Annotated in this window: 14 protein-coding genes and 1 riboswitch; of the genes, 9 read left to right on the forward strand and 5 right to left on the reverse strand. The window is 51.9% G+C overall.

The genetic code is table 11. The features are described from left to right. The first annotated feature begins 3 nt into the window (after positions 1-3). The gene (gene nikR, locus BJF97_RS27315; protein ID WP_025106836.1) at positions 4-420 is read left to right on the forward strand and encodes a nickel-responsive transcriptional regulator NikR; all 417 of its coding nucleotides are present in this window, start codon (positions 4-6) and stop codon (positions 418-420) included. Between the two features lie 50 nt (positions 421-470). Here the strand turns inward: nikR and BJF97_RS27320 are convergent, their stop codons facing one another. Continuing rightward, entirely contained in the window at positions 471-1,028 is a 558-nt protein-coding gene (locus tag BJF97_RS27320; RefSeq protein WP_025106835.1) for a YagU family protein, read from the reverse strand. A 253-nt stretch (positions 1,029-1,281) separates the two neighbouring features. Then, positions 1,282-1,465: riboswitch (M-box (ykoK) riboswitch) on the forward strand. Positions 1,466-1,521: 56 nt separating this feature from the next. Between BJF97_RS27320 and BJF97_RS27325 the strand changes: the two genes are divergently transcribed. After that, entirely contained in the window at positions 1,522-2,535 is a 1,014-nt protein-coding gene (locus BJF97_RS27325) for a magnesium transporter (protein ID WP_004855147.1), read from the forward strand. On the opposite strand, the gene BJF97_RS33160 is transcribed toward BJF97_RS27325, so the two are convergent. Beyond that, positions 2,501-2,833 (reverse strand): LysR family transcriptional regulator, encoded by a 333-nt coding sequence (locus tag BJF97_RS33160; RefSeq protein ID WP_032694212.1) that lies wholly within the window; start codon positions 2,831-2,833, stop codon positions 2,501-2,503. The genes BJF97_RS27325 and BJF97_RS33160 overlap by 35 nt on opposite strands. Before the next feature lie 332 nt (positions 2,834-3,165). Between BJF97_RS33160 and BJF97_RS27330 the strand changes: the two genes are divergently transcribed. The 5 genes from BJF97_RS27330 to BJF97_RS27350 all read left to right on the forward strand — a co-directional run bounded on the left by BJF97_RS27330 (position 3,166) and on the right by BJF97_RS27350 (position 9,491). Continuing rightward, a complete protein-coding gene (locus BJF97_RS27330) occupies positions 3,166-4,119 on the forward strand; it encodes a hydroxyacid dehydrogenase (protein ID WP_025106833.1) in 954 nt (317 codons plus the stop codon). Positions 4,120-4,129: 10 nt separating this feature from the next. Beyond that, the gene (locus BJF97_RS27335; protein ID WP_032694211.1) at positions 4,130-4,828 is read left to right on the forward strand and encodes an RraA family protein; all 699 of its coding nucleotides are present in this window, start codon (positions 4,130-4,132) and stop codon (positions 4,826-4,828) included. A 66-nt stretch (positions 4,829-4,894) separates the two neighbouring features. Continuing rightward, entirely contained in the window at positions 4,895-6,289 is a 1,395-nt protein-coding gene (locus BJF97_RS27340; protein WP_004126262.1) for a DASS family sodium-coupled anion symporter, read from the forward strand. 12 nt (positions 6,290-6,301) lie between these two features. Further along, on the forward strand, positions 6,302-7,465 hold the full coding sequence (locus BJF97_RS27345) for a metallo-dependent hydrolase (RefSeq protein WP_014227137.1): 1,164 nt from the start codon (positions 6,302-6,304) through the stop codon (positions 7,463-7,465). Between the two features lie 142 nt (positions 7,466-7,607). After that, positions 7,608-9,491 (forward strand): sigma-54-dependent Fis family transcriptional regulator, encoded by a 1,884-nt coding sequence (locus tag BJF97_RS27350; protein WP_014227138.1) that lies wholly within the window; start codon positions 7,608-7,610, stop codon positions 9,489-9,491. 34 nt (positions 9,492-9,525) lie between these two features. Here the strand turns inward: BJF97_RS27350 and BJF97_RS27355 are convergent, their stop codons facing one another. Continuing rightward, positions 9,526-10,722 carry an NAD(P)/FAD-dependent oxidoreductase gene (locus BJF97_RS27355; protein WP_032694210.1) on the reverse strand — a complete coding sequence of 399 codons (1,197 nt, stop codon included), beginning with the start codon at positions 10,720-10,722 and terminating at the stop codon, positions 9,526-9,528. A gap of 229 nt (positions 10,723-10,951) precedes the next feature. Between BJF97_RS27355 and pitA the strand changes: the two genes are divergently transcribed. Further along, positions 10,952-12,448, forward strand: coding sequence for an inorganic phosphate transporter PitA (gene pitA, locus BJF97_RS27360; RefSeq protein ID WP_014227140.1), 1,497 nt, complete (start codon positions 10,952-10,954; stop codon positions 12,446-12,448). Between the two features lie 66 nt (positions 12,449-12,514). Here pitA and uspB read toward each other — a convergent pair whose 3' ends face one another. Beyond that, positions 12,515-12,850, reverse strand: coding sequence for a universal stress protein UspB (gene uspB, locus BJF97_RS27365; RefSeq protein WP_004855171.1), 336 nt, complete (start codon positions 12,848-12,850; stop codon positions 12,515-12,517). 380 nt (positions 12,851-13,230) lie between these two features. Between uspB and uspA the strand changes: the two genes are divergently transcribed. Next, entirely contained in the window at positions 13,231-13,668 is a 438-nt protein-coding gene (uspA, locus tag BJF97_RS27370) for a universal stress protein UspA (protein WP_004126268.1), read from the forward strand. 12 nt (positions 13,669-13,680) lie between these two features. Here the strand turns inward: uspA and BJF97_RS34845 are convergent, their stop codons facing one another. Then, positions 13,681-13,854: a hypothetical protein gene (locus tag BJF97_RS34845; protein WP_155774232.1), complete on the reverse strand. Its 174-nt coding sequence runs from the start codon at positions 13,852-13,854 to the stop codon at positions 13,681-13,683. Between the last annotated feature and the right edge of the window lie 13 nt (positions 13,855-13,867).

Here is a 13,867-nt window from a genome sequence, read left to right on the forward strand (position 1 = left end):
CAGATGCAACGTATCACGATTACTCTTGATGACGATTTACTCGACACGCTGGATAGCCTGAGCCAGCGCCGCGGCTATCATAATCGCTCCGAAGCCATCCGCGATATTCTGCGCGGCGCGCTGGCCCAGGAAAGCGCTCAGGAGCACGGCACCCAGGGCTTCGCGGTACTCTCCTATGTTTATGAACATGAGAAGCGCGATTTAGCCAGCCGTTTAGTTTCCACCCAGCATCACCACCACGACCTCTCCGTCGCCACCCTCCACGTACATATCAACCATGACGACTGTCTGGAAATCGCCGTGCTGAAAGGCGATATGGGCGACGTTCAGCATTTTGCCGATGACGTTATCGCCCAGCGCGGCGTGCGCCACGGCCATTTGCAGTGTTTGCCAACGGAGAAGGAGTCACCCCACTCATAGCAGTGGGATGCGATAAATGACTCTTTAACGCGCGATCGGGGCTAACGCCATTATGGCGACTCGTTGGCCCATGCGCCTCGTATCGGTTTTGCCAGCAGTGCAAGAACGGCAATCATGCTGATTTCAATCGAAAACGACCAGCAAATATGTCCGAGGGTTTCGCTCCACAGCTCGTAGCCATTCAGGTTCCACAGCCACCCGGTTTCCCCGTTTAAATAGGCGGGATGCCTGAAGCCCAGCGCGGGAATGAGGAAGCCGTGCATAACGAGAGTAATAATCAGACCATAGGCCGCGCCGTACCAAAGCCGGATTTTCGGCCAGTATGCGGAAATGAAGACATAGAGAAAGGCAAAAGCAAAGCTGAACAGCCAGTGGTAAAGCATGACGGCGCCGGGGATTGTCACCCCCTGATAAACGTAGTCCAGCGAGTGTGAATTAATGCCAAGCCAGCCGAGCCAGGCGTCGATATGCGCCGCCGGGGGCGATATCTCGCCCGCCACGCGGGGCGGCATATTAGCTTCCGTTCCCGACTTCACCAGAGAGCTGATGAACCCTCCAATGAGCGTCGTCCAGATAATAACCTGAAGATTAATCCTGTTTTTCAACATAACAGCGTTCCTCTTAAATATCGCTTATACGATGGGTCACCTCAGTTTTTTCAACCAACAATCTCGCGGGAAATAGCATTTATAACGCATCCATTGCTAAGTATAGTTTGAAAAAATTTTGTTCACCCTAAGAGGGAAAAATCCCCGTATCGCCCTGATCGCAATAAACTTTCGCCTTTTCTCAACAATTAATAAACCACATGAATTATATGCTTGGTTAATCATCTCTCTTCGCGAATAATCAGGCCTCATTTAACGATCTCGTTATGGCGAGGCTCCTGCATAAACATAAGTTACCGCCCTGTTGGTATCGAGAGAGACCACTCAGGGAAATACAGGCTTCCATCGAATCAAGGTGTTGCCAAGGTAACTTCTGACGGCGTTCATGCCGGGCAGATACGTTGTGCAGTGCTAAAACCAGGACGTAGGGATCTGCCTGTGCTCATCCTGTCTTGTTCGCCCCTATGAGTGATTTTTTATAGGGAATTACACCATGTCTTCCATTCAACTGTGCGCCGCACATCAGGCTACCGCAGCGTTCGACGGCGACGCGATCGCCCAGTACATGCGTACCGATTTCATTACCCTGCCGGAACATTTCAGCGTTCATGAAGCGCGTGAGCTGTTCGTTTCTCAGCTGGCCAGCGATGAGATCCCCGGCCAGGTTTTTGTCGTCGCCGGGAAAAAACTGCGCGGCAGTTTATCGATTAAAAAGCTGCTGCAGGAGAGCGATACCGCCCAGTCCATTCGTTATTTAATGGATAGCTGCCTGTTTCGCGTCAGGCCTGACGACCCGCGGCCGCAGGTGGTCGCCGAACTGGCCGAGCGCGGGCTCGACCTCGTGCCGGTGGTCGAAAAAGGCGAGCTGGTCGGCTGCCTGATGGAAAAAGAGATCGCGCATCTGCTGGAAGATGACGTGACCGAGGATGCTCAGCGTCAGGGCGCGACGCTGCCGCTGGAAAAGCCCTACCTGGAAACCAGCCCGTGGGCGCTGTGGAAAAAACGTTCGGTATGGCTGCTGCTGCTGTTTGTCGCCGAAGCCTATACCAGCAGCGTGTTGCAGCATTTTGAGGAAGCGCTGGAGTCGGCGATTGCGCTGGCCTTTTTCATTCCGCTGTTGATTGGTACCGGCGGCAATAGCGGGACGCAGATCACCTCCACCCTCGTGCGTTCCATGGCGCTCGGCGAGGTGCGGCTGCGCGATATGGGACGCGTAATCCGTAAAGAGGTCTCAACCTCGCTGCTGATTGCCATTACGCTCGGCCTGGCGGGCTGCCTGCGCGCCTGGATGATGGGCATCGGCATGGAGATCACCCTGATTGTCAGCCTGACGCTGGTATGCATTACCCTGTGGAGCGCGGTGGTGTCGTCGGTGATCCCCCTGACGCTCAAACGCGTCGGCATCGACCCGGCTGTAGTTTCAGCGCCGTTTATCGCCACCCTTATCGACGGTACCGGACTGATTATCTACTTCAAAATTGCCCAGTATTTCCTGGGGCTGAACTGATTATTTTGCCCGGCGGGAAGGACTTGCCGGGCTGTTTTATTCCCGCCCGAATATCCGCAATCGCATTAAGCAATCTCAGTAACTCTGGAGCAAGCCGATAAAAAGCGTGTCCTTTTTCCGTTAAGATAACTTTTCTGATATTCCTGCCGCGCTTAATCAGGTTGAAACCCAGTTCATTTTCAAGCGCACATACGCTGGTTGTTATCAACGAAGGCGCAATACTCAGCCGCTGCGATACAAAATGAACATTCCCCTCCCGAACCATAAGCATGAATATCTCCACCTGTGATTTATTCATTGCCGAAACCTCTCCCGATTAACCTTTGGCTTACGTTTTAAGTTGTCCACCGGGCAATGTCAATCGCTACAAGAAAATGCTCTCCGTATATAAATAAAATAAAATGTGAAGCTCGCCATTCGCACATTTAATTATGCATTTCAACCATTTCATAATTAAATAACCGGCCTCACTCCGGCGTTCAGGTATGTGAAGAACATCACCACAACTCGTTGACCACAAAAACAAAATACACATATATATCAAAGCATTACAAAAAATACTCATCTTGCATGAATGTATGGCACACGCCATGCAATTACCTCCACGTAATCAACACTGGAGATAGTTAAATGACGTACAAAATTTTACTCCCGCAGGAAATCATGGCAGAAGGGAGAGAATATCTGGAAAGTCGCGGTTATCAACTGATTAACGGCTCAGGGATGGAAGAAGAAGATATCATTCGCGACATCGTCGATTGCGACGGTATTATCGTCCGCCTTTCAAAAATGTCCGACCGCGTATTTGAAGCGGCTAAAAAGCTGAAAGTCGTTGCGCGTCACGGTGCCGGTTACGATACGGTCGATCTGGCGTCGGCTAAACGTCACGGCGTCGTGGTATTAAATGCGCCAATTGCTAACAGCATGTCCGTTGCCGAACTGGCCATATTTTATATGCTGCACTGCTCGCGTAATTTCAAGCTGGTACAGGAAAAGATGCTTGAAGATTATTACTGGGCAAAACTGCGCACGCCAAAAGTGGAGCTGGATGGAAAAACGCTGGGTTTAATTGGCGTCGGGAATATCGGTTCACGCGTGGCAATCAAAGCGCTGCATGGCTTTAATATGAAAGTTATCGCCTATGACCCGTATAAAACCCAGCAGCAGATCCCCGAAGGCGTAGAGCTTACCAACGATTTTGACCGTATTTTCAAAGAGAGCGACTTCGTTTCTCTGCACTGTCCGACGACGGCGGAAACCACCGATTTTGTCGGAGAGAAACAGTTTTCCATGATGAAGCCTACCGCCTATTTCATTAATACCGCGCGCGGAAAGCTGGTTGATGAAAAAGCGCTGTATCACGCCTTGAGCACCCACGCTATCGCCGGGGCGGGCGTGGATGTTTTAAAGAAAGAGCCGTTTGATGCCAACGACCCGATTTTCTCGCTAAGCAATATCGTGATTGCCCCGCATATTGGCGCCGCCACCATTGAAGCGACCGACAGAGCCTCGCTCCATTCCGCGATTGGCATTGATGAAGTCTTATCCGGTAAGAAACCGTCCTGGCCGGTCCCGGGTTTTTAAGGAGAAAAAAATGACTATTGGTAACCGTATTTTTTTAAAGCGTCCGACCAGCAGCGTCGATCTTCTTAAAGAATTTGAACAGCTCCCGGCGGCGAATATTGCTGACACCATGAACCGTATTGCCGTTCTGGGTAACGGCATTAAACGTATCTCTTCGCCGAAAAAGCCGATTATGGCGGGGTTCGCCATCACCGTGAAAGTCCGCGCGGGCGATAACCTGATGCTGCACGCCGCGCTGGATATGGCGGGTGAGAACGATGTGATTGTGGTCTCCAACGAAGGCGACCGTTCGCGGGCATTAATGGGCGAAATCATGGTGGCCTATGCCCACTGCATGAAAAAAATCGCCGGTATCGTGCTGGACGGGCCTATCCGCGATATCGATGCGCTGTCGGTTCTCGATTTTCCGCTGTTCGCTACCGGCTCCAACCCCGCAGGCCCGTTTAAACAAGGTCCAGGGGAGGTGAACACGCCGATCGCCGTTGGCGGCGTCGCGGTTTGTCCGGGCGACCTGATCGTCGGCGACGCGGATGGCGTGATAGTTATTCCCCTCGGCGACGCAGAAGCCGTACTGAATAAAGCCAAAGAGTATGCAAAATTCGATGCCAGCAAAGTAGAGGCCGCCAAAAACGGCACCGCGAATCGCCTTTGGGTCAAAAAATCACTGGATGAGACCGGCGTTGAGTTTATCGACGACGTGTATCGTTAATTTGATTAAATAATATCAGGCCGCGGCGTCCTGACGGGCCGTGGCTTTAAAGCAAAGGTAATAAAAATGCTTTATTTAAAACTCTTGCCCATTATCTTTTTCCCCGTTTTATTTTGGATAATACCGCACCCGGAAGGCGTCTCCGCACCGACCTGGCATATGGTTGGCATCTATCTGGCGATGCTGTGCGGGCTGGTTTTGCGCCCGTTTACCGATGCGGTCATTATGCTGATTATTCTCGGGTTTGCCTCTCTGGTTCTCGACCCCGCTCCCCTGTTTGCCGGTTTTGGCAGCCCTATGGTCTGGTTTATTATCAGCGCCTTTATTATTTGCAAAGCGTTTGTTATTACCGGACTGGGTAAACGTATCGCCTATCTGCTGCTAAAACGCTATGGAAAAAATACCCTCACCCTGGGTTATCTGATGATGGTGACGGATACCGTACTGGCCCCGGCAACGGGTTCAAATATGTCCCGTTCGGGAGGCATTACCTATCCCATCTTCAGGAACATCGCCGAAGCGCTGGGCTCGAAGCCCGACGACGGTAGCCGCAAAATCGGCGCCTATCTGACCATCCTGATGTACGTCGTCTCAATGGGAACCTCCAGCCTGTTTCTGACGGGGATGGCGACCAACTCAATTACCGTCTCGCTGGCCAACGAGATCATGAAGGTGAATCTCGAATGGATGACCTGGTTTAAAGCCGCCGTGGTGCCAGCCGGACTGGTGCTGCTGCTCGCGCCGTGGATACTGTATAAAATCTACGCGCCGGAACTGAAAGTTATCGATAACGTCAATGAAATTGCCGAGAAGGGCCTGCGTGAGCTGGGTCCGGTAAAACGTGAAGAGAAGCTGCTGATCGTGTTCTTTGTCCTGGGCGTGCTCGGCTGGATGACCGGTTCCATCACCGGCATCGCCTTTATTCCCGTCGGCCTGGCGTTCCTCGCCTGTCTGCTGCTTTTCGGCGTGCTGAGCTGGAATGACGTGGTGAGCGAAAAATCGGCCTGGCAGACCTTCGTCTGGTATGGCGCGTTTTATGGCTGTGCGGTTGCCCTATCAAAAGGCGGGTTCTACGTCTTTCTGGTGGACGTTATCAAAAACTATCTCGACCTGTCGCATCTCAATGAAATCAGCGCGATTGCCGTGCTGGTCTTTATCAGCCTTGCCGTCCGCTATTTCTTTGTCTCGAACAGCGCGTTCGTCGTCTCTTTCTATCCGGTACTCTTTACCCTGGGAATGACGACCCAGGCGCACCCGATGTACGTGGCGCTTTCTCTGGCTTTCTCCGCAGGCTATGGCGCACTGCTGACGCACTACGGCAACGGCGCGGGCGTATTTACGTTCTCCAGCGGCTACGTCCCGCAAAAAACGTTCTGGATGCTGGGCACCATCATGGTGGTGGTCAACGTATTAATCTTCTTCCTGATCGGTATTCCCTACTGGAAATTTATCGGCATTTAACGGGAGCATAAAATGAAACTGGATATTCTGATTAAAAACGGTCTGGTCGCCGATCCCGAAGGTCATGATTATATTAATCGTAATATTGGCGTTATCGGCGATCGCATCGTGGACTTAAATACCGTTGACGATTTGCAGGCCGAAACGGTGATTGATGCCGCGGGTTGTATCGTGCTGCCTGGCTTAATCGACTTCCATGGTCATGTTTTTCACGGCGGGACCGCCATCAGCGTCAACCCTGACATCGTATGCTTGCCCAACGGGGTCACCAGCATGGTCGATGCCGGCAGCAGCGGCTGGGTGAATTATCCGCTTTTTCGCAATAGCGTGATTCATCCTGCCATGGTGAAAATCAAAAGCTATTTGAACGTGGTCAACGTCGGGCTTTCCACCCTCGGGGGCGGGCCGACCGGGTATCTGGAAAATACCAATCCGGCGAATTACAACGAGGAGAAAATCGCCCAAACGCTGAATAGCAACAGAGACAATATTCTGGGATTGAAACTACGCTACAGCCAGGATATCGCCAAAGGGAAACAGTACGCCAGCGACCCTCTTCTCTCTACCGTCTCCCTGGCGCGTAAACTGGATACCACGATTTGCGTTCACGTCACGGACTCTCTTCTCTGCGCCGATGAACTGATCCGCTATTTTAATGCCGATGATATTTACGCCCACTGCTTCCACGGTACCGGCCACTCGATTCTCAATGAACAGGGCGAGGTCTATGCGGCAATAAAAGAGGCGCAGACCAGAGGGGTTATCTTCGACTGTTCAAACGGCGTGGCCCACTTTGATTTTCACGTTGCCAGAACCGCCATGGAGCAGGGATTTTATCCCGATATCATCAGCACCGATCTCACCCTGAGAAATAGCTTACGGACGGATAAGGTCTACAGTCTGCTCCACGTCATGTCGAAATATCTCAATATGGGAATGTCCTTCTTCGATATCGTTCGCGCGGTAACCGCCACGCCGGCCCGCTTAATGAAAATGCAGGGGCAAATTGGTACCCTGGCGCCCGGCGCCAGTGCTGATATTTCGATTGTTAAGCTGCGAAAAGAGAACGTCATTTTTGAAGATACCCACGGGGTCAAACTCGAAGGTGACCGTTATATCGATAACTGCGCTACCTTATGCAACGGTCAAATTGTCTACCGCCGCCTGCGTTTCTAATCACTAAAAACTTAGCCTTACGCATTTGCTATGCGTAAGGCTTTTATTCTTAATATCGTATTATATGACCACCCTCATTGATTCTCCCTGTGCTCACCATATAATAAACATTGCAAACCCAGAACACCTGAGCGAATAATATATGAAGAATAATGAAATTGTCATTTTTTCAGTTTCCAAAACAATAACCCAACGCATCATGAATGTTCTTATTGAGAGGAAGCTCGATGTTCCGGTATATGAATTTCGTTATTCTGACGTTCTCGATAAAGCGAATGAGATGATCCAGTCCGGCGCTAAGATAATTATTAGCCGAGGCGGCACCGCCGCCCTCCTGCGTAACAATATTAGTATCCCGGTCATTGAGATCGCCCATGATTTTCACGGCGTTTATCGCATTTTACAACAGGCCAAAATCAAATCACAAAAAATCGCCGCGGTTGGTTTCCCCCAATTTTGTAATGCCTTACGTCATTATCAGAACATGACTAACGAAGAGTTTAAAATTTGCCAGGTATACAACCACAATGATATTGAAAACGTTATAAAAAATCTTTCAGAGAACGATTACCATACGGTCATCGGCGGCCTTACGGTTGCTGAAATGGCTAAAAAATATAACCTCAATGCTATTATGGGAGACACCGATAATATTTCGATTGAGCAGGCCATCAATGAAGCCGATAGCCTATTAAAATATCTCAACCGAGAAAATACCAAGCTCATCATGAGCCACGCCGCGCTGAATCAAGCACGTGAGGGCATCATGTGTATTGATCAGTTGGGTGAGATCATCAATATTAATGCTATCGGCCTGAGCTTATTCCAGTGTCATGTCGGAGATAAAATATTCAAAAAAGAGGCATTTAAAGATATTTACCCCAGCATTATTAACGAATTAGATATTAAAGAACAGGCCATTGATATTAACGGCCAAACTATTTACATTTCCATACGTCATTTTTCCAACCGCCAAACATCTTATAGCATTATTACAGGATTAAACCAGGAAAGTTCGCTTTGGCAAAATAGTATCAGCAAAAAAAGTAAACTCCGCGGTTTTTCCACAACCTGGTCTTTCGACGACATTATTGGCCAGTCTCCGGCGATACGCGATGTAATAAAAAAAGCTAAACTGTGCGCCCGCCACGAACTTCCCATTCATATTTTGGGCGATACCGGCACAGGTAAAGAGCTTTTCGCTCAGAGTATTCATAACCATAGCGCCAGAAGCCACGGCCCTTTTATCGCGATTAACTGCGCGGCCATTCCCGAGAGCATTCTGGAAAGTGAACTCTTTGGCTATGCCGACGGCGCATTTACCAGCGCGCGCAAGGGCGGAAAACCGGGGGTGTTTGAAATGGCGATGAACGGCACGGTGTTTATCGATGAAATCAGCGAAGCGCCGTTATCGGTACAGGTTAAGCTGCTGCGCGTGTTACAAGAGAAGCAATTCTCTCGTCTCGGCGGCGATACGCTGATCACCGCCGATTTTCGCCTGATCACCGCCAGCAATAAAGATCTGCGCCAGCTCGTCGCCAGCGGTGAGTTCAGGCAGGATCTGTACTATAGAATAAATATTCTTGAGTTGAGTCTACCGGCCTTACGCCAACGACCGGGCGATATCATGTTGTTGATTCAGCACCTGCTTTATCAGCAAGGTAGGCAAATCACATTTACCCCCGACGCGGTGGATTTTTTGCATCGCTATAGCTGGCCTGGCAACATTCGTGAACTTCAGGCGGTTATCTACCGGCTCATCGTCCTGCTGGACATCGATCGAGTGAGCAAAGACGTTTTGCTGCAGATCGGTCAAATTTCACCGGATGACGCCAACGAGAGCTCTCACTTCCCGGCCGCGGGCGTGGCATCAGATGAAACCGATTTATTAAAGAAACAAGAGAAACGGCTGATTACCCATGTCATAGAAAAAACCGACGGGGACAGGACCAAAGCATCGGTGATGCTCGGCATCAGCCCCACGACCCTGTGGCGCAAATTAAAGCAGCACAATATCAGCGGATAAGGCGGAGCCGGGTCCGCTGATACAGAGCAGGCGGTTATTTCTGTTCCGCTAAAGCCTGCGCGCATGCCCAGGCTGACGCCCACGCCCACTGGAAGTTATAGCCTCCCAGCCAGCCGGTGACGTCCATCACTTCGCCGATAAAGTACAGACCGGGCACCTTGCGGGCCTCCATGGTGCGCGAAGAGAGTTCGTTGGTGTCGACACCGCCGAGGGTCACTTCCGCCGTGCGATAGCCTTCGGTGCCATTCGGCTGGACGCGCCACGCGGTCAGCGTCTCAACCAGCGCCTGCTGCTCGCGAATGTTAAGCTGTTTCAGGGTGACGTCCGGCAGTTGCCCCAGCTGCTGCAGGCACTCGACCAGCCGCTTTGGCAGCTGCATTGCCAGGGTGTTCTTCAGGCTCTGATTGGGATGCGCCGCGCGCTGCTCGTTGAGGAAGTCATCAAGATGGCAATCCGGCAGCAGATTGATGCTGACGAACTCTCCCGGCTGCCAGTAGCTGGAAATTTGCAGTACCGCCGGCCCGGACAGCCCGCGGTGGGTAAAGAGCAGATTTTCCCGGAAGACGGTCCCGTTTTCCGCCGTGATGGTGGACGGCACCGACACCCCGGAAAGCACCTGCAGCTGTTCGAGCAGCGGCTTATGCAAGGTAAACGGCACCAGGCCCGCGCGGGTCGGCAGCACCTTCAGGCCAAACTGCTCGGCGAGCTTATAGCCAAACGGCGAGGCGCCCAGGCCGGGCATGGATAGCCCGCCGGAGGCAACCACCAGCTTTTTCGCCGCCACCGTCTCGCCGTTAAGCTGTAGCGTATAGCCCTCATCATCCCGCTCTACGCTGATAATTTCGCTACGCAGGCGAATGTGTACGCCGCCTTTTTCGCACTCGGCCAGCAGCAGGTTAACGATTTGCTCGGCGGAATCATCGCAGAAAAGCTGGCCCAGGGTTTTCTCATGCCAGGCGATACCGTGTTTGCTAACCAGATCGATAAAGTCCCACTGGGTGTAGCGCGCCAGCGCAGATTTGCAAAAATGCGGGTTTTGGCTGAGATATGCCGCGGGTTCGATATACATGTTAGTAAAGTTGCAGCGGCCACCGCCAGACATCAGGATCTTCCGCCCGGGCTTTTTGCCGTTATCGAGCAGCAGCACCCGACAGCCTGCCTGCCCCGCCTGCGCTGCACAAAACATTCCCGCCGCTCCGGCGCCGATTACGATGGCATCAAACCTTTCCACACAACATTCCTCATATCCCGATTGTCGGGAATTGTAAATTTTTCATTCTGGTCGCACCAGACTGAAAAAAACAGATTTGCGTACCTCATTGAAAGATATAGGAATACTCCCAACAAGGTAAAACTTAAACAGGAAGAAAATCAAAAAAAGTCTATATTTCACTTTGCCCGCGCCGCGAAAGTCACTGATAATGCGCCGCGTTCATGTCCTCAAAATGGCGTAACGTCCTATGGTACATTTATTTGCCGGTCTGGATTTACATACCGGATTACTGTTATTGCTTGCTCTGGCTTTCGTGCTTTTTTACGAAGCGATCAATGGTTTTCATGATACCGCAAACGCGGTTGCAACGGTGATTTACACTCGCGCAATGCGGTCGCAGCTTGCTGTGGCGATGGCGGCTCTTTTTAACTTCTTCGGCGTTCTGTTGGGCGGTCTCAGCGTAGCCTATGCCATCGTGCATATGTTGCCGACCGACCTGCTGCTTAACATGGGTTCAGCACATGGCCTCGCCATGGTCTTTTCCATGCTGCTGGCGGCAATTATCTGGAACCTCGGCACCTGGTACTTCGGCCTTCCGGCCTCCAGCTCGCACACCCTGATCGGCGCGATCATCGGTATTGGTTTAACCAATGCCCTGATGACCGGTACGTCGGTGGTGGACGCGCTGAACATCCCGAAAGTCATGGGTATTTTTGGCTCGCTGATCGTCTCGCCAATCGTTGGCCTGGTCGTGGCGGGCGGCCTGATTTTCATTCTGCGTCGCTACTGGAGCGGAACCAAAAAACGCGCCCGTATCCACCTGACTCCAGCCGAGCGTGAAAAGAAAGACGGCAAGAAAAAGCCGCCGTTCTGGACGCGTATTGCGCTGATTTTGTCCGCCATTGGGGTCGCGTTCTCCCACGGCGCGAACGATGGTCAGAAAGGCATTGGCCTGGTGATGCTGGTGCTGATCGGCGTGGCTCCGGCTGGCTTCGTGGTCAATATGAACGCTTCCGGCTACGAAATCACCCGTACCCGCGATGCGGTCAACAACGTGGAAACCTTCTTCCAGCAGCGTCCTGAGCTGTTGAAAAAAGCGACCGGCGCCGAGCAGCTCATCCCGTCTCCGGACGCAGGGGCTGCCGCAAACGGCGAGTTCCACTGCCACCCGGCAAACACCATCAACGCGCTTGACCGCGTGAAGACGATGCTGACCGGTACCGAAAGCTACGACACGCTCTCCGTGGAACAGCGTAGCCATCTGCGCCGTATTATGCTCTGCATCTCCGACACCACTGACAAAGTGGCTAAGCTGCCGGAAGTGAATGCTGACGATAAGCGTCTGCTGAAGAAGCTGAAAACCGATATGCTGAGCACCATCGAGTACGCGCCAATCTGGATTATTATGGCGGTTGCGCTGGCGCTGGGTATCGGCACCATGATCGGCTGGCGTCGCGTGGCGACCACCATCGGCGAGAAAATCGGTAAGAAAGGGATGACCTACGCACAAGGTATGTCAGCTCAGATGACCGCCGCCGTATCGATTGGTCTGGCGAGCTATACCGGTATGCCGGTTTCCACCACCCACGTGCTCTCCTCCTCGGTAGCGGGGACGATGCTCGTTGATGGCGGCGGTCTGCAGAAGAAAACCGTCACCAGCATCCTGATGGCCTGGGTACTGACCCTGCCCGCGGCGATTCTGCTGTCCGGCGCGCTGTACTGGCTCTCGCTGCAGATTATCTAAGCGAATATCAGAAACAAGAAAGATAAACGGGTCAGGAAACTGGCCCGTTTTTTTTGTATCGTGAAGCTAGTGCCAGATAGCCAGAGCAATCATGCTGACCACCACCAGGCCGCATAGCGCGCTGGTGAGAATAAACTGCCGACGAACCCGCTCGCAGCGGCGGATAAATTCATCGTCGTGGTGATCGCGGTAGCGCTGGGCGTAGATGTACCACACCAGGCGCACCTGTTTGCCGGGCTGCCCGTGCGACGTAAAAAAACCGCCGCCGTCGACATATTGATAGAGCAAAGGGTCACAACCACGTAGCACAACAAGCAATGCACGCAGCGACGAGAAGTAGCGTGCCATATTCACTACACATACGATACACAGGGCCCAAAACAGCGCAACAGTGCTGATCATACCTCCTCCCCGGCGACCCGTCCTCGGAGGCTCCCTCCGGGACTACCGCTCCCCAATATCAAACCGACTGTACTGTGAAAGAGTGCGATTCCGATCACGTTTATTTATCCGACCGGCTCATTAAATAGTGTAGGAGATCAGTTAATTTTTTTACCACAACGTTAATCATTATCAATGCATAAGTCGGATATATTTGTTTAACTATTCGCTGAACAAGGTGGATTGACGGATCGCGAGGGGCGCTATAAGGTAGAAATATCTTCTACAATTAGGTCCTTAAGGACTCCCCCCCGCGAATGTAGCACGCAGGACGCGGGCGAAGCGGCAGCGCTGGCTGTCAGGTCCAACGGTCATCGACAACTTATGGAAGGAGTAACACCATGGCTTACAAACATATTCTCATTGCAGTAGACCTGTCCCCGGAAAGCAAAGTACTGGTAGAAAAAGCCGTTTCTATGGCCCGCCCCTACAATGCAAAAGTTTCCCTGATCCACGTGGATGTGAATTACTCCGATCTCTACACCGGCCTTATTGACGTCAATCTGGGCGACATGCAGAAACGCATCTCCGAAGAGACTCACCACGCGTTAAGCGAGCTGTCCACCAACGCTGGCTATCCGATCACTGAGACCCTGAGCGGCAGCGGCGATCTCGGCCAGGTGCTGGTTGATGCGATTAAAAAGTATGATATGGACCTCGTGGTTTGCGGTCACCATCAGGACTTCTGGAGCAAACTGATGTCCTCGGCTCGTCAGCTCATCAACACCGTTCACGTGGATATGCTGATTGTCCCGCTGCGCGACGAAGAAGACGAATAACAGGACGTTATTTCATTTCGCTGATGACCAACGCCCGCCAACGCGGGCGTTTTTATTTCCCCCACCCGCCGCAAAAAGCATATAAATCCAAATAATCGCCACAATGCCAGGTTGATCAACCATTTCAAAAGCAATATAGCCATATAATAATTCGCCAAAATAGATAAACATCATATCATTACGCAAAATTAACCTTTTT

Source organism: Klebsiella sp. LTGPAF-6F (assembly GCF_001753185.1).
GTDB classification, from domain to species: Bacteria; Pseudomonadota; Gammaproteobacteria; order Enterobacterales; family Enterobacteriaceae; genus Klebsiella; species Klebsiella michiganensis.